At 61.9% G+C, this 18,137-nt stretch carries 14 protein-coding genes and 3 pseudogenes; 7 read left to right on the top strand and 10 right to left on the bottom strand.

The window, feature by feature from the left end:
* Window positions 1-35: 35 nt before the first annotated feature.
* Genes IVA81_RS19330 through IVA81_RS19350 form a run of 5 tightly spaced genes read right to left on the bottom strand, consistent with a single transcriptional unit; the run spans window position 36 to window position 5,229 of the window.
* Complete coding sequence (locus IVA81_RS19330) at window positions 36-1,679, bottom strand: thiamine pyrophosphate-dependent enzyme (RefSeq protein ID WP_247320931.1); 1,644 nt, start codon at window positions 1,677-1,679, stop codon at window positions 36-38.
* Entirely contained in the window at window positions 1,676-2,353 is a 678-nt protein-coding gene (locus tag IVA81_RS19335; RefSeq protein ID WP_247320933.1) for a 3-oxoacid CoA-transferase subunit B, read from the bottom strand. Before IVA81_RS19335 ends, IVA81_RS19330 begins: the two co-directional genes overlap by 4 nt.
* Window positions 2,350-3,012 carry a 3-oxoacid CoA-transferase subunit A gene (locus IVA81_RS19340; RefSeq protein ID WP_018456527.1) on the bottom strand — a complete coding sequence of 221 codons (663 nt, stop codon included), beginning with the start codon at window positions 3,010-3,012 and terminating at the stop codon, window positions 2,350-2,352. Before IVA81_RS19340 ends, IVA81_RS19335 begins: the two co-directional genes overlap by 4 nt.
* Window positions 3,013-3,032: 20 nt before the next feature.
* Window positions 3,033-4,211 (bottom strand): acyl-CoA dehydrogenase family protein, encoded by a 1,179-nt coding sequence (locus IVA81_RS19345; RefSeq protein WP_247320935.1) that lies wholly within the window; start codon window positions 4,209-4,211, stop codon window positions 3,033-3,035.
* Window positions 4,212-4,233: 22 nt separating this feature from the next.
* Entirely contained in the window at window positions 4,234-5,229 is a 996-nt protein-coding gene (locus IVA81_RS19350) for a tripartite tricarboxylate transporter substrate binding protein (protein ID WP_247320937.1), read from the bottom strand.
* A 234-nt stretch (window positions 5,230-5,463) separates the two neighbouring features.
* Here IVA81_RS19350 and IVA81_RS19355 point away from each other — a divergent pair, with 234 nt between their 5' ends.
* From IVA81_RS19355 to IVA81_RS19380, 6 genes and pseudogenes are all read left to right on the top strand, one after another.
* Entirely contained in the window at window positions 5,464-6,132 is a 669-nt protein-coding gene (locus IVA81_RS19355; protein WP_247320939.1) for a TetR/AcrR family transcriptional regulator, read from the top strand.
* Between the two features lie 13 nt (window positions 6,133-6,145).
* Window positions 6,146-7,129 carry an MDR family oxidoreductase gene (locus tag IVA81_RS19360; RefSeq protein ID WP_247320941.1) on the top strand — a complete coding sequence of 328 codons (984 nt, stop codon included), beginning with the start codon at window positions 6,146-6,148 and terminating at the stop codon, window positions 7,127-7,129.
* Window positions 7,130-7,226: 97 nt separating this feature from the next.
* Window positions 7,227-8,435, top strand: coding sequence for an aminotransferase class I/II-fold pyridoxal phosphate-dependent enzyme (locus IVA81_RS19365; RefSeq protein WP_247320943.1), 1,209 nt, complete (start codon window positions 7,227-7,229; stop codon window positions 8,433-8,435).
* A gap of 38 nt (window positions 8,436-8,473) precedes the next feature.
* A complete protein-coding gene (locus tag IVA81_RS19370) occupies window positions 8,474-8,965 on the top strand; it encodes an ester cyclase (RefSeq protein ID WP_247320945.1) in 492 nt (163 codons plus the stop codon).
* 62 nt (window positions 8,966-9,027) lie between these two features.
* Window positions 9,028-9,657 (top strand): annotated as a pseudogene (locus tag IVA81_RS19375) (FMN-binding negative transcriptional regulator).
* 14 nt (window positions 9,658-9,671) lie between these two features.
* The gene (locus tag IVA81_RS19380) at window positions 9,672-10,298 is read left to right on the top strand and encodes a LysE family translocator (RefSeq protein ID WP_247320947.1); all 627 of its coding nucleotides are present in this window, start codon (window positions 9,672-9,674) and stop codon (window positions 10,296-10,298) included.
* 147 nt (window positions 10,299-10,445) lie between these two features.
* On the opposite strand, the gene IVA81_RS19385 is transcribed toward IVA81_RS19380, so the two are convergent.
* From IVA81_RS19385 to IVA81_RS19395, 3 genes and pseudogenes are all read right to left on the bottom strand, one after another.
* Window positions 10,446-11,147: a GntR family transcriptional regulator gene (locus IVA81_RS19385; protein ID WP_247320949.1), complete on the bottom strand. Its 702-nt coding sequence runs from the start codon at window positions 11,145-11,147 to the stop codon at window positions 10,446-10,448.
* Complete coding sequence (gene madM, locus IVA81_RS19390) at window positions 11,148-11,834, bottom strand: malonate transporter subunit MadM (RefSeq protein WP_247320951.1); 687 nt, start codon at window positions 11,832-11,834, stop codon at window positions 11,148-11,150.
* Window positions 11,831-12,153, bottom strand: a pseudogene (locus IVA81_RS19395) (malonate transporter subunit MadL); the annotation flags it as partial. The gene madM and the pseudogene IVA81_RS19395, both read right to left, overlap by 4 nt.
* Window positions 12,154-12,909: 756 nt before the next feature.
* On the opposite strand from IVA81_RS19395, the pseudogene IVA81_RS19400 reads away from it, so the two are divergent.
* Window positions 12,910-13,346 (top strand): annotated as a pseudogene (locus tag IVA81_RS19400) (ISL3 family transposase); the annotation flags it as partial.
* A gap of 395 nt (window positions 13,347-13,741) precedes the next feature.
* Here IVA81_RS19400 and IVA81_RS19405 read toward each other — a convergent pair.
* Together IVA81_RS19405 and IVA81_RS19410 are read right to left on the bottom strand one after the other, a co-directional pair.
* A complete protein-coding gene (locus tag IVA81_RS19405) occupies window positions 13,742-14,308 on the bottom strand; it encodes a hypothetical protein (RefSeq protein ID WP_247320953.1) in 567 nt (188 codons plus the stop codon).
* A gap of 47 nt (window positions 14,309-14,355) precedes the next feature.
* The gene (locus IVA81_RS19410) at window positions 14,356-18,135 is read right to left on the bottom strand and encodes an AAA family ATPase (protein WP_247320955.1); all 3,780 of its coding nucleotides are present in this window, start codon (window positions 18,133-18,135) and stop codon (window positions 14,356-14,358) included.
* Window positions 18,136-18,137: the final 2 nt, after the last annotated feature.

Here is an 18,137-nt window from a genome sequence, read left to right on the forward strand (position 1 = left end):
CGTGTTTTCTCCCTGGGCCTTAATCCGAGCTGGTTTCATCGTGAAGCGGCGAGCGATTTGTCGAGCGTCTGACGCACGTCCGAGCGCACCTCGATGACGACCGGCCCTCTGGTCGTCATCGCCTCCGCGACCGTCGCTGGGGCACGTTCCGCGTCCTCGATGACGAAGCCCGTCGCGCCGAAGGCGCGTGCCAAAGCGGCAAAGTCGGGATTCGAAATATCGGTGCCGTACGGACGATCGGGATAGGCCCGCTCCTGGTGCGACCGAATGGTCCCGTAGGACCGGTTATTGGATACGACGATCTTGAGGTTCGCGCCTCTGGCGACGGCCGTCGCAAGCTCATTGCCCGTCATCAGGAAGCCGCCGTCTCCGCAGAAGGCGACCACTTGCCGCCCGGGAAAACGAAGGCTTGCGGCGAGCCCGGACGGGATTCCGCTGCCCATCGCCCCGCAAGCCGAGCCGAGCAGCCGCGCGGTCGGCTCGAGGCTGAAGATGCGATGGACCCATCCGGCGAAATTGCCGGAGTCCGTCGTGACGATGCCATGGGGCCTGAAGTGTGCTGCGATGGCCGCCACCGCGTGACCGAACACGTCCGCCGGCGGTACGCCGAAAGGAGGCCAACCGTGCGTGGCCGTCCGCACCGCGGCGGCCGCCCGAAGCCACTCGGTCCGGTCCGGAGCTATCGCTGAAGTGGCGAGCATGGCCGACACGAACGCGTGCGCTCCTGAGACGACCGCGACGTCGGCTCGGACGCGCTTTCCGATGGCATTGGGATCCGGATACACGTGAATCAGCGGCTGGCGGGGCTCGGCCTGTCTCGGAACCGCAAAGCCGAGCGAGGACAGATCACCCAGACGCGTCCCGACGGCGACGATGAGGTCGGAGCGTTCGAGCAGTTTCACGTGGGGCTGGGACGGGAAGAATCCGAACTGACCGGCCCACAGCGGGTGAGCGTTCGGAAACTGGTCCTGCATCTTGTTCATGGTGACGACAGGGACGCTCCACTTCTCGGAGAACGTGACCAGGTCTTCGCGGAACGAGACCGTTCGACATTCGCCGCCAACCAGCAGGATCGGCCGCTCTGCTGCCGTCAACGCCGCCGCCGCAATTTCGATAGCCGAACCGCTTGGCTCCGGACGCGCGAGCCCGTTGGTTCTGATGGAGAGCCCCTCGGCCGCTTCCTCAAGGAGATCCTCAGGCAGCTCGACCGCGACCGGGCCTGGTGTTCCTGCATGGGCCACCGCGAACGCGCGGGCCATCATCTCCGGAACGAGATCTGCCGAGTTCAGACGCACCGACCATTTCAGCACGCCGTCGAACGAACGGCCACAGTCGATCTCCTGCACGGCGTCGCGCGCGAGATTCGGACGGTCGACCTGACCGACCAGCATCACCAGCGGGATCGCCTCCTGCGCGGCCACGTGTAGTCCGAGCGCGGCGTTGAAGGCGCCCGGACCACGGCTCGCCATCACGACGCCCGCACGACCCGTGAGCTTGGCGTCCGCGACGGCCGCGAGGCTCGCGCTTCCTTCGTGTCGGCAGGTCACCAGATCGAAGTCGTTGCGATCGCGCAACGCATCCAGCAGCGCCAGGAAGCTCTCCCCCGGCACACCGAAAGCCCTGTCGACTCCATGAGCGACGAGGCTATCCGCGACGAGTTCGGCGACGCGATAGGTCATGCAACGCTCCCGTCCTGCCTGATCGTCTGGAACTCACCGGCGAGGTGCAGCGGCGCCTCCGTCCGATCGCGCAGCGCCTCGACCGTAAGGCCGTCGAGCAGCGCTCGGACCGCCAGTCCTCCCTCGGCCACGTCGATGATGGCGAGGTTGGTGAAGATGCGGGTTACCACTCTGCGCGCCGTGAGCGGATATCCACATCGCTCCACGATGCGGGAGCGGCCATCCTTCGTGGTGTGGTCCATCATCACCCAGATCGACTTGGCGCCGACCGCCAGATCGATGGCTCCGCCGATCCCGGGGGGAGACCCGTTGTCGCCGGTCGTCCAGTTGGCGAGGTCGCCGTCCTTGGAGACCTGAAACGCGCCGAGCACGGCGACATCGAGATGGCCGCCCCGCATCATCGCGAACGAAAGGCTTGAGTCGAAGTAAGAACCGCCCGTCCGCAAGGAAATCGGCATCTTTCCGGCGTTGATAAGGTCCCAGTCCTCCTCGCCCGCTGCGGGCTTCGGGCCAACGTTAAGGATACCGTTCTCACTGTGAAGGACCACGCCCGAACCGGCCGGCAGGTAATCGGCCACATGCGTCGGAGCGCCGATGCCGAGGTTCACAAATCCTTCCTCGGGAAGATGCAACGCGACCATGCGCGCCAGCGCGTCACGTGAAAGCGGGATCATCGGGAGCTCCTTGCGAAAACGCGATCGACGAAGATGCATGGAGTGACTATGGCTTCCGGATCCAAATCGCCGACGTTGACCACGCGGTCGACTTCCACGGCGACCGTCCGGCCGGCGGTCGCCATCACCGCGCAGTGGTTGCGCGCCGTCTTGTTGTAGGTGACGTTGCCGAGCGTGTCGGCGAGATGACCTTTGACGAAAGCGAAATCTGCATGAAGCGGTAGCTCAAGAATGAATTCGCGTCCGTCGACGACGATCTTCTCCTTGCCGTCAGCGAATACCGTTCCGACGCCGACGGGAGAAAGGAAACCGCCGAGACCGGCGCCGCCCGCCCGGATGCGCTCCACCAACGTGCCCTGCGGAACGAGTTCGAGCTCGACCGTGCCGGCACGATATTGTTCGGCGAACTGCTTGGCGCTGCGCGGATAGGAGCAGACGATCTTGCGAACGATCCTGGCTTCGAACCACAGCGACAGATCGTCCTCCGTGGAGCCGGCGTTGTTCGATATCAGCGTCAGGTCGCGGACGCCCCGGTCGAGCACCGCCTTGACCACTCCGAGCGGAAGCCCCGCTCCGCCGAACCCGCCCATCATGACGGCGTCGCCGTCCTTGATGCCTTCCACGGCCGCCGCCGCGTCTTCAACCACTACGTTGCGCATCGTTAAATCCGCCGTCTCTGCTACGGGATTGATTTGAGGTACGTCGTGGACAGGCCACGGCCGACCCGGTCGAGCAGCATCTCGTTGGTGCCGTCGGCGTAGGCCGCCATCCGGACCTCGGCGAAATGCATGTTCAGGCGGTGGGCTGCGCCGGCGCCCGTCGCGCCCACGATCCGGACGCACTGATCGATGCCCCAAAGCGCGGTGTCGACAGCGAACTTCTTGGCTTGCGCAGCGAGCGCGACCGGATTTCCCCCGGTCTGTATCTGCTCGGCGGCGCGGAAGACGAGCGCGTTGGCGGCCTCGAGCCGGACCGACACCTCCGCCAGCTCCCAGCGCAGGCCCTGATGTCCGGTCAGCGACTTTCCGAAGGCCTGCCGACCTTCGCAGTAGTCGACCGCCTCGCACAGTGCCGCATGCAGGGTCGCGACGCACATGGCGGCCACGTGGACGCGGGCCGCGTTGACCGATGCCATAGATGTCTTGAGCGCGGTGCCGGGCTCAGCGATCAGACACCACTCGGGAATGAAGTGGGAGTTGAAGGCCACTTCGGCCAGGCGGAAGGAACGCGCTCCGGGAACGACGATCTCGCTCCGCTTCACCGTATCGGCCTCGCCGAACGGGACATAGAAGCTGGCGATGTCCCCTGCCCCCGCGGCGTCGCCTACACGGGCGAGGACGATCAAACCACCGACCAGCAGGCCGTCCGTCATCCACGCTTTTGTGCCGCTCAGAGCCCAGCCGCCGTCGACCGGAGCGGCCGTCGTGGTAAGAGCGGAGACATCGCTGCCACCCGCCGGCTCGGTCATGGCCGTCGTCAGGAGAAGCTCGCCGCGCAGCGCGGGCTGCAGCAGGCGCTCGATCTGGATCGATGTACCGGTCTGCGATAGGCGCGTCGCTCCGCCCTGATGATGGTTCATGCAGAACGCCGCCGCGAAGCCGTGACGCGCCATCTCCTGCGCCACGCGAATCTTGCACAGGTAGGACGCTTCCAGTCCACCGTGAGCACGCTTTGCCTGGAGGCCCAGCATGCCTAGCGCCGCCCACTCGGCGATCCACTTTTCCGGAAACGCATCACCCGCCATGTGCGCGGCGAAGACGCTCTCGGAGAAGGCACCGGCACAGAACGCCCGCGCCTTCACCACATGATCACGCTCATCGGCGGAGAGATGAGCGTCGTACTGGTGATAGAAGCCCATAGGAGATCCTTCGGCGAGCGAGCTACTTCTGAAGAGGCGCCCCGATGTCCTTGGCCCACTTATTCCAGTAGGCCTCTTCCTGTCCGACCTCGGCCGTGAAGCTCTCCACCGTTGGACCAGTGATCAGCGTGGCGCCGATCGTTTCCAGTTGCTTCAGGAATTCCGGGTCGCTCGAAGCCTTGTCGAGTGCTGCGCCAACCTTGGCGACGACGTCCACGGGAAGGTTCGGCGGACCCGCGACCCCGAACCACGGCGAGATATCGAGAGGCTTGCCACCGGCCTGCTCGATCGTCGGCAGATCCGGGAAGGCCGGCGACCGGTCGGCCGACGTCACCGCGAGCGCCTTCAGGGATCCGGCCTTGACCTGCTGGCCGATCGTGGCTTCGGTGAAGAAGCCCACCTGCAGGATGCCCGACATGCAATCGACGATCGGTTGGTTGCCGCCCGAATAGTTGATGAACGACATCTTCGTATCATAGGCCATGTCGAACAGCGTGCCGCCGACATGGGATGTCGCTCCGAACGTGCCGCCGAAGTTTACTTCTCCAGGGTGCGCTTTCAGATAGGCGACGAGTTCCGGAACGCTGGATACTGCAAGCTTCGGGTTCACCACGAGCAGGTTCCGCTGTTTCGCAACCTTTCGGATGTAGGTGAAGCCCTTCTGCTGATCGTAGCGCACCGACGAATAGAGTGCCTTTGCGCGAGTATTCGAGGATTCCACCGCGACGAGAAGCGTGTAGCCGTCAGGCTTTGCGCGGGAGACGTTGGACGCGGCGATCATTCCCCCGGCGCCGCCGTTGTTCTCGACGATGACGCTCTGGTTCAAGTCCTTCGCGAGCAGACGACCGATCACCCGGCCGATGATGTCCGTTGGCCCTCCGGGTGGAAATCCGACGACCAGCTTGATCGTGGTCGAGGGATAAGCATCGGCGGCCTCGACCGGCTCAGCAAGGAAGCCGAGACAAAGGATGGCGGCGCCGGCGGCAATCGACGCGGCCTTTCGGAATGATCGAAACATGCAGCACCTCTCTCCAAGGACGATCCACAATCGATCCAAGGACACTTTGTGTCAAGTGTGAAACTAACGTGACGCGATCCGGAGCCGCTCAAGGAGTCGGCAAACGCTGGAGAAAAAGCGTACATTATGCAATATATAGCAGCATTTTTGTCGATATTTGCCATCCGCCAGCCGAGTTCCGGGCTTGCCAAACCCGATGGTTGTGTTCTAGACGATCGGTCTAATGAGGACACAATGGCGAAATCTGCAGACTATCACCGCCAGCTGAACGTGAAGGGCCGAAACGAAGTCGGCTATGCGCCGACCCGTGTCGTTCTGATCCGTTGCGGAATGGAGGTGATGACCCAGCAAGGTTTCGCAGCTACGGGGCTGGACGCGCTGCTGCGCCGTGCCACCGTGCCAAAGGGTTCGTTCTACCACTACTTCGAAAGCAAGGCCGACTACGGCCGCGAAATCATGAAGGCCTACGACTCCTTCTTCCGACACAAGCTGGACCGCGCCCTGAACGACGGAAGGCTTGCGCCGTTGGCGCGCATGCGAGCTTTTGTCGATGATGCCAAAGCGGGCATGGCGAAATACAGCTATACGCGCGGCTGCCTCGTCGGAAACCTCAGCCAAGAGGTCGAAGCGCTGCCCGACGATTACAGGTCCGCGTTGGACGAGATCGTCAAAGGATGGCAGCGGAAGGTGGCGCATTGCCTGGAACTCGCATGCGAGGCCGGCGAGATCGGCAGCGCGGACTGCGATGCCTTGGCTGAGTTTTTCTGGATCGGCTGGGAGGGAGCGGTGATGCGGGCGCGCCTCGTCAAGAATGGCCTCCCGCTCGATACCTTCATCGCCGGCTTCGTCGCCGGCCTACCGCGTCCGGACGAGCCGAAGACCATGTCCAGAAGAAAATCGTGAAGAGGAGTTCGAGTTGTTCAAAGCCGTGTTGATCGAGAAGGACGAGCGGGGATATCGCGCCGACGTCACCGAATTGCCGGACAGCCGCCTCCCCGACGGTGAGGTGACCGTCGACGTCGAGTTCAGCACGCTGAACTACAAGGACGGCCTCGCGATTACCGGCAAGGGCCCGATCGTGAGATCCTTCCCGCTGGTACCCGGGATCGACTTCGCTGGCTTGGTCTCGTCGAGCTCCGACCCGACTTTCGCGCCGGGGGACCGGGTAGTTCTCAACGGCTGGGGTGTCGGCGAACAACATTGGGGCGGCCTGGCGCAGCGAGCAAAGGTCAAAGCCGACTGGTTGATCAAGCTGCCGCCCTCGATGCCTTCCCGCCGCGCGATGATCATCGGTACCGCGGGCTATACGGCGATGCTGTCGGTCGTAGCCCTCGAGAAGTATGGCATCCGTCCCGGCGCGGGTGACGTGCTGGTGACCGGCGCCGGCGGAGGCGTCGGCAGCATCGCGATCATGCTTCTCCACAAGCTCGGTTTCCGCGTCGTGGCTTCGACCGGCCGACCGGACGAGGAGCCCTATCTCAAGAGCCTGGGCGCTGCCGAGATCATCGACCGGTCACAATTGTCGCAGCCCGGCAAGCCGCTGCAGAGGGAACGGTGGATCGCCGCGATCGACTCGGTAGGCAGTCATACCCTCGCCAATGTTTGCGCCGGGATCAAAGCGGACGGAGCGGTCGCCGCGTGCGGCATGGCGCAAGGATTGGATTTTCCCGCAAGCGTCGCCCCCTTCATCCTGCGAGGAGTGGCGCTGTTCGGCATCAACAGCGTGACCCGCCCGAAGGCAGAACGCGTCGAAGCCTGGGATCGTCTCGCTTCCTTGCTTACCGAAGCCGATTTGGAGAAGACGGCGGTCGAGATCGGTCTGAACGACGTCGTCGCCGCGGCTGGCGGCCTAATGAGTGGCCAAGTGCGCGGGCGCACGGTCGTCAACGTCAATAGATGACATCGATCGAAATGTAGGTGATGCGACTGTGGCGGTCGCGCCTCGAAACAAACCTGAAGGCAATGACCGCTCGTCCAAAGATGGGAGATCCCCAAACATGGTTGCTTCGGAACGAATTGCAAGGGATGAACCTGGGTTCGGGTTCTCGACGCGAGCGATCCACCATGGGTATGACCCTGCCCATCACTCTCGCGCGATATCCCATCCCATTCATATGACGTCGACGTTCGCCTTCGACAGCGTCGCCGAATTGGATGCGGTGGCCGCATTGGGGGGCAAACTGTATGGGCGGGAGTTCAATCCCACGACCGCTTTGCTGGAATCCCGCTTGGCAAACTTGGAGGGTGCCGTAGACGCCGTCGTACTGGCCTCGGGAATGGCCGCGTTCGGTGCCTTGGTTCTTTCGCTCCTATCCCAAGATGACGAACTCATCGTCCATCGGACCTTGTATTCGAATACGACGACCATGACGGAACAGGGCTTGCCTCGCTTCGGCATCAAGACCTCCCCTGTCGATCTCAGTGACCCCGCCAACCTGGATGCTGTGCTCACATCTCGCAGTAGAGCCGTCTACTTCGAGACGCCGGTCAATCCCACAGGGGACGTCCTCGACATCGAAGCCATTGCGAACCGTGCTCGGCGGGCCGGCCTCATGGTCATCGTCGACGGCACATTCGGATCTCCCGCGCTGCAGAGACCTCTCCGATGGGCGGACATCGTGCTACACTCCCTTACCAAGTATATCAGCGGGCATGGAGACGTTCGCGGAGGGGCCCTCCTGGGACGGACTGAACTGATCGAAAAAATACGTGATTGCGGCTTGCGCTACATCACCGGTGCCGTCATGTCGCCGATGGCTTCTTCCCTGATTCTGCGCGGGATCAAGACGCTTCCTCTCCGGATGGACCGCCACGGATCCAACGCACTAGCGATTGCACACATGCTCGACGCCCACTCCGCGGTAGAGTGGGTGAATTATCCATTTCTTCCGTCTCATCCGCGGCATGCAATCGCCAAGAGACAAATGTCAGCGGGATCTGGAATGCTGTCCTTTGGGCTTCGTGGCGGCTTTGATGCTGCCCGCTGTTTTCTCGACCATCTCAAGCTCATTACGCTTGCCGTCAGTCTCGGAGACGCTGAAACGCTCATCATGCATCCCGCGAGCCTGGTTCATGCCCGGCGCGCCGTTCGTCCCGAAGCGCGCCTTCAAAGGGGAGTCGGAGATGACCTGATTCGCCTGTCGGTTGGTCTGGAAGACGGGGCAGATTTACTCGGCGACCTCGAGCAGTCGCTAGACAGTATTTAGCTCGCCCGCAAGGAGCGTTCGTCAAAGAGAGGCCAAACATGATTGCTCCGCCGCCAGGACTCGAACCCGCCATGGACTTTGGTCGGATTGTTCTAACCCCGCAGAAAGAAGTCGTCCGAAAATTCTACAAGGACATGTGGGACAATGCGGACGTTGCTCTAATCCCTGAAATATTTCAGCCCGGATTCGCCTTCCGGGGCTCCCTCGGTCCTGTCCTCGTCGGCTTCGATCAGTTCGCGGACTACGTCAGATGGGTGACAGACTCCCTTGAAAACTACACGTCTGACATCTTGGATCTCCTCGAGGACGGCAATGCAGTCTCGGGCAAGCTGCGCTTCCACGGCATCCATCGGAAGCCGATGTTCGGCCATGCGCCCACCGGACGCCACGTGTGGTGGTACGGTGCGCCGATCTTCACGTTTCGAGGCGACAAGGTGAGCGATCTGTGGGTCTTGGGCGACATCCATGGACTGATCGGTCGTCTCGCGCCGGATGCGACTAGCAAGCCGGAATTCACAACGGACAAGTAGCCCTGGTCCATGATCGCTCGCGCCGAGCGGGGACCACCTTTGATCCGAAACGGAGACAAGCCATGTACACGCCTCCCGCCTTCAAGGACGAAGACTTCGAGAGCATCCGCGCGACGATCCGCGACGCCCGCCTGGCCAATCTGGTGACGGCGACTGCCGAGGGCCCGCTTGCGACACCGCTTCCGCTGTTTCTCGACGAAAGCGAGAGCTAGCACGGCGTGATCTACGGGCATTTGGCGAAGGCTAATCCGCAGTGGCAGGTTCCTCCGATCGGAAACGCGCTCGCGATCTTCATGGGTCCGGAGGCCTATGTAACGCCTTCCTGGTACGCGACCAAGCAGGAGACCGGCAAGGTCGTGCCCACATGGAATTACGTCGCTGTGCACGCGTTCGGACCGGCCGAGTTCTTCCAGGATCCAGAGCGTCTGCTCGACGTGGTGACTCGCCTGACGCGGAAGCACGAAGCAGCGCGTGCGAAGCCATGGGCCGTCTCGGACGCTCCCGCGGATTTCATTGCCGCCCAGTTGCGCGGCATCGTCGGGATCCGCATCCCCGTGGTGCGCTTCGAAGGCAAGCGCAAGATGAGCCAGAACCGTCCAGAGGCCGATCGCGTCGGCGTCGCGGCGGGCCTGGCGGCCAGCGAGAATCCTGCGGATCGTGCCGCGGCCCCTCTAATTCCCGTACCTGTCTAGCTTTCGGAGGTACGATGTTCGAGCTTCAGACGTTCGCGCTGTTCTTGGCCGCCGCTAGTGTCGTGGCGGTCACGCCGGGGCCGGGCATTTTCTACATCGTCGCCCGCACGCTGGCCGGCGGCCGGACCGAGGGACTGGCATCCAGCGTCGGCTTGGGTGTCGGTGGTTTCGTACACGTGCTCGCCGGCGCGATCGGCATCTCGGCCCTGGTGATGACGAGCGCGGAAGCGTTCACTGCGCTGAAGATCGCCGGCGCCTTCTATCTCATCTGGCTCGGCATCAAGACTTGGAGGGAAGCGCGAGTCCCCGCGCCGGCCGAAGTCCAGACGACCGGCGCTGGCCGTGCACTGCGCGAAGGCATCGTCGTGGAGGCGCTGAATCCAAAGACGGCCGCGTTCTTCCTTGCCTTTATTCCGCAGTTCGTCGACACGAGCGTGAACGTGGCTCTGCAGTTCGTTGTGCTCGGCACGATTTCCGTCGCCTTGAACACTGCCGTAGACCTGATCGTGACCCGTTGGGCGGCCAAAGCGAGGGATGGACTCGCCGGGCGACCCACGTTCATCGCGCGGACGAGACAGACCTCTGGAGCCGTAATGTGCGGACTCGGGGCCGCGCTCCTTATCGCGCGTCGCGCAAGCTAAGCTAACGCTTTGTCGCTGTGTCGATCTGACGGTCGACATGCCATCAGCACAAGCAAAACATCAAACGCCCGACCCAATCGACCATGGGCCAATTTGCGTAAAGTACAGCCAAATGCGCAGGTAGGCTCATCCTACTGTCACATGTTGTCAGGCCCGAGCCTGTCCGCCGGCGCGGTCGTCGATGTAGCGGCGAAGCGCCGCGGCGGCGTTCAACATGTGCGCGCGCATTCTGCGAGAGGCCGTATCGCCGTCGCCCTCCGCAATCGCCTGCATGATGGCGTCATGCTCGTCGCGGGACTTGCGGATGCGATCGCCCTGCCGCAATTGCGTGCGGCGGAAGGCGCTGAGACGCGCACGGACCTCCTGCGCCTGCTCGGCCATGAACGCGTTGTGCGTTGCGCTGTAGATGCCTTCGTGGAACAGCCGGTTGAACGCGTCGTAGGCATCGACGTCGTTGGCGTCGACCATTGCCAGCGAGCTGTCGTGGAGCTCGATCAGATCGCTGCGCTCCAGCGGCGTCATGCGATAGGTCGCGAGCCTGACGCACATGGCCTCCACCTCTGCGCTGGTCTCAAACATGTCCATGATGCGTTCGGGTGTCATCCGTGCCACGACGAGCCCGCGACGGCCCCGCACCTCGACGAGCCCGCTGACGACGAGCTGCCGGAGCGCTTCCCGCACCGGCGTGCGGGAGGCCCCAAAGCGATCGGCAAGCTGCTGCTCTTCCAGCGCCGAACCGGCAACCAGCGCACCGGAGGCAATCTCGTCCGTGAGCGCATTGCGGATGCGATCGGAGAGAAGGCCGCCATCTTCTTCTGCCTCAGCCGCAACTTTGAACAGACCTGCCATTCAGCTTCCTATGATTGCGCGCACCGTGAAGTAGAGAATGGACGCAAGCCCTCCTGACACGCCGCTGACCGTTCCCATCAAGCCGCCAAACACCATGGCGCTACGCGGATTGTTGAGGCCGATCATCTTCGCGACGAACGGCGTGCCGATCATCACGATCACTGCCTTGAATACACCCGTCGCGATCGAGAGCGCAATAACCGGCGAAGAAGCGCCAATCGCCGCTCCCGTGACCGGTCCGACGATGTAGGTGACCGCGCCGGCGCCGATCGTCGTCAGCGATTCGGCGTCAGTGTAGCCAAAGGCTGCGGCGACGAGAACGCCCAGAATGAACGGAACGACCGTCCCCAATCCGAGCGCGACCGCACCGATCAGTCCGGCCTTGCGAGCATGGACGACGTCGACCTCGAAGGCGGTGGCGACGATGGCAAAATCCCGCAGCATCGCGTCTCCCATCAGCCCGATCCCGGTCAGCGCGGGCAGGTCGGCGAGGCCCTTTTCACCACCGGTGGCGACACCTCCGAAAAACGCGAGCAAGAGCCCCAGCATGATCGCGATCGCCGAGGCGTGGATGCGCCCGAAGGTGAGATATTTCGAGATCGCTCCGGAGATCCACATCAGGACGCCCACCGCGGCGAACGCAGTGATCAGCGAGTTGGCGGCAAGAAGGTGAAATATCATGGTCATCCGATCCTCCCGGACTTGAAGTGGGGCACATTCGCCTCGATCGCCTCCAGCGCCTCGATCTCGTCCATCGTCTCGACATGGCCGCTGAGTCGACTGATCAAAGCGACCGGGCGAAACACACCGCGACCGCGCCGATCCCCGCAATGACGACGATCGGACCGCCTTTTGCCGCAGCGACGACGTTCTGCTGCGCGGCCATCGCGACCACGATGGGAATGTAGAAGCTGCCCCAGAACTCGACGCCGGTCATGAGCCCGTGGCTGAGGAGACCGTGCCGCAGCAGCCAGAGCCGCGCTGCAATCAAGAACATCATCGCAATGGCGTCCCTCGAGAACACCCATAATCGTGCGGGAAGAACCGTTATGCCCGCCAATTGGCAACGGCAGATAGGGGATGAATGTCGCGCGCGGGGCATTGCCATTCATCTGGATGGCGCGCGCTTGTGGAACGCCGCGGCCTACGCCCAGTGCGAGCCGAAGTTGCTCGTTCAGGGAGCCAACAGCGTCGCGGTTAGTCTGAACAAGGCTCTAGGCGCTCCTCTGGGCGCAATGCTCTGCGGTGACAACGCATTGATCAAGTACGCAAACTATATCCGGCGTACATTAGGCGGAAATTGGCGTTCTGCCGCGGTCGTTGCTGCCCCGGCGGTAGTCGCGCTGAAGTCCATGCAAGAACGAATAGCTGAATGCCAACGCACGGCGGCTCGGCACAGCGCTCGCCGCCGAGCATCCGTGGCTCTCGATCGACTTTGGAACTCTCCAGACCAACATCGTCTTGGTCAAACTTAGAACAAGAAATCAGCGCGTCCGAGCTAGCCAAGCGCTTATCGGACATGGGCATTCTTGTGCTGTCCTATGGAGATAGGCATGTACGTTTAGTCATCTACGCCGGAATAGGCCCAGCGCAGATAGAGAGTGTTCTTACGGCGTTCTCGGAAATCGGCCGAGTTCTGAAAGCCGACTATCTTGCGGAATGCTGAGTACTTGGGTGCCGGCGTCGTAACCTGACCACCCTCTCACTTAGAAGATGAGGCAACTAGTCAGGATTGAAGAGGCGGCGAGCAAAACAACGAAGGGCACCCCGGCGACGACGAGCGGAAAGAGCCGACACACAAAAGCATCAGAGGATTCCGTCGGCCGGAACAATCGCGCGCATGATGACAGTCGGCCGGGACTTGCTCGCGAAAGCAGAGACCGTCACGGTCGCGGTAATTGAAGCTGGCGTGCCAGCCTTGGTCGAGGCACGCGAAATCATCGCCTAATTCTACCTGATGATCCGGCGCAAGACCGAAGCAGGCCTCATCCCGTGGATCGAGCGCGCTCGCGCCAGTCAGGTCGCCTCGTCGCCAGTGGCGTCGCCAGGGACGAAGCGGCGGTCCGAGGAGCAATCACTTTGCCCTGGTCTAACGGCGAGACCGAAGGCCAGATCACGCGCCTCAAGCTCGTCAGGCGTCAAATTTATGACCGCGGGAAGATCGATCTGCTTCAAGCCCGATTAATCGGCGCAGAATGAAAGGAGCTCCACCAAAATTGCGTCAGAGCCAATATTGCAGGCCGACTGACACGGATGTTCGAGCAAGCGATCCGAAGCTGCCGGTAACACCGACCTCATTCCCTATTGGATCTATGAAGGCTCTGTGCGTGTTTAACGGTGTGTGCCGATGCTGCCCTTCAGCCGCGAGGTCAAGCGCCTCGCCTGGCTGAACTGGCCTTCGGCCAGCACCGGCAGGACGATCTGCTGGACTACCTCCATACGCTTATGGGAGCCGACTCGTGCTGACGATCTCGCCGATCTACAAATTCGTCGTTTCCGCGAAGAGATTCAAACACTCAAGCGCCGCCCTTTTTCCCGTCGGCGTAATACAACCGGTATCATATCCGCCCCTGCCCCCCAGACATCGTTCAGCGTCAGCTTGTCCATATTTTATCGAATCTGTTTGACCGACCGCATGACGCTTTCGGCTGTTTTAAACTGAGTCCAATGTCGAGGCACAATTTGAAAAACTCCTCCGGAGCATCCGTCTTGTCCACACGGTATTGGCGGGTAAGATCCCGGGCAAACTTGCCGATCGGAACGATGTCACTTGAGGTTACCCACTGCGGATTTCCGACCTTCTCCTCAAACGCGAGGATTATCTCGTCAGGAAGCTCGGCGCCGAAGAGAAAATAGCGAAGATGGCGATTAAAATGCGGATGTGTATAGATGTCAGGGCCTCTGCAGCCATTTCTCTCGAATAGGCCTTTGCGCGAAGCTTTGATCCTCCCCTGGTGGTATCGGGGGTCATTCCAGTAATTCATCCTCTCTTGTGGAATCGCGGACCTGTCGCTCAGAGATTGGAGCAAGGCGAGGATCGGCTGCGCGTTGGCTTTATAAGCTGCGTGGCCCTCATCATGATTGCGATGAGATTCCCTAAGATCTATCTTCGCGAGTATCGTGGCCTCGCTCTCAGTCAGCTTGATATGATACTTCTCCATTTATCTCCTCTTCCGACCTGAACACTCCGAGGCCGCTGCTCCTGATATTATTGCGCGCTACTCGTCGCCGGCCATGCCGTTCCCATGTCATCAGAAACTCTAACCTCCGATCGCCCAGCGCCGCGCTTTTCTACGCGAACCTGCACGGCAATCCGCTCAATCATGGCGGCGACGTGCGTGATGACGCCAACCTTCTGACCTCTGCCTTGCAAGGTCTCCAGCGCATCTACTGCCAAGTCGAGTGTTTCCGCATCGAGCGATCCAAAGCCTTCATCGATAAACAGTGTGTCGACAAAGGACGATCGGCCTTCAAGACCTGACAAAGCCAGCGCCAGCGCAAGGGAGACCAGGAACCGTTCACCGCCTGACAGGCTTCGGGTCCCGCGGACCTCGTCGCCCATGTCGCGATCAATGATATGCAGTGTGAGATCGGACGCAGCCCCCCGCGCGAGCCTATAGCGCGGGGTCAATGCATGGAGGTGATCATTCGCCAATTGCACCATGTGGTCGAGCGTGATGCCCTGCACAAAGCGACGGAAACGATCACCGCTGGCCGAGCCGATGGCATCGTCGACTGCCTGCCAGATTGCGAGTTCCGCTTTCGAGGTGTCGACTTCCGCAGATAGATTTGCAGCGGCGCGGCGCGCCTCGTCGTCTCGCGCGAGCGCAGCGGCAAGTACACCTGTCCGTTGTTGCAAGTCTCCGATTTCAGTTGCCAACGCCGCGATGACTGCGGTCAACGCCTCGGCATCAGTGGTCTCATCGAACCCGTCCAACGCCCGGAGTAAGTCATTCTGGCGCGTCAGCGCTGCGGTGCCGGCATCGTTCACGCCTCGGTCGATCTCCTGAATTCGGCCCCGTAACGCTTTGCTTAATGCTGGGTCGGTTGCGATCAGCGCGGCAACCTGATCCGACGAGCGAGCAATATCCAGGCAGGCCACGCTGAATGCCTCTTCGGCTAAAGCGTTGCGGCCGTTGGCCGTCTCCAATCCAGCGGCGGCCTCGTCGCAACGAGCGCCGGCCGCCTGGAACGCTGCATCTGTCGCAGATTTCGTCTCGCGCGCACGAGCGAGCACCTCTCGAGTGGTCCGGCAAGCCTCATTGATCCGAGTCCGGTGGCTCGCTGTCGCCTCGCCATCGAGGAGTTCAGCTCTGGCACGCGCCTTCTCTCCCTCGGCCATGCGACGTTGATCGAGAAGACGTGCCGTCACCGTCACCTGCGCCTGCGCGTGCTCAAGCGAGGCGCCCGCCGCTGCACGCTCGGGCGCCAGACGCTGGAGCGTCATTTCAAGTTGGCCAACCTGCTCGCGCAGGCCGGCATACTCCGTCGCAACTGTCGACAGCGTAACGCTAACGCCGGTCGGATCGACATCGAGGTCATCGACGGCCAGACCTGCAGCCGCAAGAAACGGCGTGATTTCACGGCGAATGGAAATGAGGCGCTCAGCAAGGCCTGCCGCTTGGACCGTGTACTCAGTTGCCTTCAATTGCGCAGCGTGGAAATCAGGACGTCTTTGATCGATAGACCGCGTAATCGTCTCGATCGCCTCACCGAGCGCGTCATGCTCCCGCTGCAAACTGTCGATCTCTGTCCGAAGACGCCGAGCGTCTGCGAGCGGCGACGCAATGGCTAGCCGTTCTGCGATCGCGACTGAGATGAGGGCCGCCAGTTTCGACGCAGTCTGGTCATCGAGAATGGGAGGTACACTCTCCGCGATCTGAGCCTTCGTGCAGAGATCGTTCAACAACGGCCACTGTTCGCTATAAGTGGCCTTGGCAGCCAAAACTTGTCCACGCGCCACATCGATTCCGCGGATGGTCTCAGCCTGGCGCGCCTCTCCAGCGGAGAACGTGCGCGTAGCAACGTCTAGACGCTGGCTCGTTGCAGTCAGCGCCGCATCAAGCTCTTCGCGCCGGCGGCGAAGCCTGGCGGCCATTTCGTTTAACGCGCTGGGATGTGCAAGATGGGGGTGTTCGGTGCTGCCGCACACCGGGCAGGCCAAATTTGGAGCCAGCAGGCTGCGCAGATGAACGGCCTCAGATGAGACCGCCTCGTCAGCGAGCTCTGCGATTGGAACAATTTCCGCACGCGCGGTCCGATCGCGGAATTGGTCCGCTTCGGCCTCAACGATTTGGCTTTTGGCTGCGCTCACCTCCTGCGTCGCTAGCGTGTGTTCCGATTCCCGGCGTGTTAGATCTTGCGACGCCCGGACGTGCTGTTCACAGACAGTGTTTGCCTCGCGCAGAGTCTCAAGCGCGCGTTGCAGATCGATATCCCGTTCGTGGAGCGCCGCCTCGTCAATGCCGGCGAGACCGCCTCGGCGATCACCGATATCGCTACTGAGGCCATCTTTTCGTCCACGATCCTCAGTGAGCTTTTCCAACAGCGCGGCTATTTCACCTTGCAACCGCGTAGCGGTCTCTTCCGCTCCAACGGCCACTGACGTGCCTGTAGCATGGTCCTGTTTGAGCGCACCCCGCTTCGCTAACAAGTCCATCGCATCGCCGAGACGATCGACAAGAAGAATGCGATCCGATTGACTGTTTAGTTGCGCAACCGTTGTACGGTGTGACTCTGATGTCTGATCGAGAGTCTGATCAATCGTGGCCAACGCATCGGTCTTATCGCGCAGTGTTGCTTCCGCTTGCTGCGATTTTTCCATCGCATCATTAAACTCGGTCCGAGCTGCCGCCAGCTCCGTATCGAGTCTTTCGGCTTCGCTCCAAAGGGGACCGAAATTCTTGAGGACGTCTTCTGCCGCTACATTGGCGGTCGCCGAGTCCGCCAGTTGTGTTGCAGACGCGGCGTCTAGCGTCCGTGCTTCCTCGCGTGCAACAAGCAAACCGTCGAGACGGGACTTGGCCTCCGCTGCCGTCCGCCGTGCATTTTGCAAATCACCCGCTAGCGGACGAAGCGGTTCGACGAGATCGAATTCGGCAAGAGACCGATACTCATCGGCGGCTGCCTCGCATGTCGTGCGCGCTGCGACCATCTGAGCCTCAGCCCGAGCGAGATCGCTGCGAGCGGCGGCGACGCGCTTAAAATGATCCAACCGTCCGTTGTGTTGATCACGCTCCGCGCCTTTCTGAGCAACCGTCGAAGCAAGCTGACTTTGCTCGTCCAGCAGCGCCTGCCTGGCTTCGTCATCAAGAAGTCCGATGTCGTTTCGGCGCTGCTCCAATTGCTCGACAATTCTTCGTCGTGCCTCCGTTCCATCATGGACGCGGACCGAGATCGCCGCGTAGATTTCGGTGCCTGTGATCTTCTCGAGCAATTCCGCACGCTCGCTCTCGGCGGCGAGCAGGAAGGCGTCAAACTCGCCCTGTGCGAGCAGCACCGTTCGCCGGAACTGATCGAATGTGAGGTCGGTTCTCGCCTCTACGGCCTCGCGGACCTGAGTCTTGCCAGTTGCCACCGCACTGCCGTCGCCAAGTCGATACAACGCGCGCAGCTCATTCTGAAGCCGCCCATTTGCTCGCCCCCGCGCCCGATTGGCCTCCCAGCGGACGCGGTAGCGTTCACCATCCTGCCCGACAAAATCTACCTCGGCATATCCGCCGCCGGCGCCTCGGCGCAGGATCGCCCGGCCATCATGAATTGAAATCGCCTCCCCGCTGGGATCGGGCGCATTCTCCCGCCGACCGACTGAGACGCGCGGATATTCGCCATAGAGCGCAAGGCAGAGCGCGTCGAGGATGGTCGATGCGCCGGTCTCGCCAGTGATGGCAAAGAGGCCGGAACCGGCAAGAGGCTCTGCGCCAAGATCGATCTCGAAGGGAGCACCAAGACTTGCCAGATTCTCGCCGCGGATGGCCAAGATCCGCATGG

This window comes from Bradyrhizobium sp. 141 (genome assembly GCF_023074055.1).
Classification (GTDB): domain Bacteria; phylum Pseudomonadota; class Alphaproteobacteria; order Rhizobiales; family Xanthobacteraceae; genus Bradyrhizobium.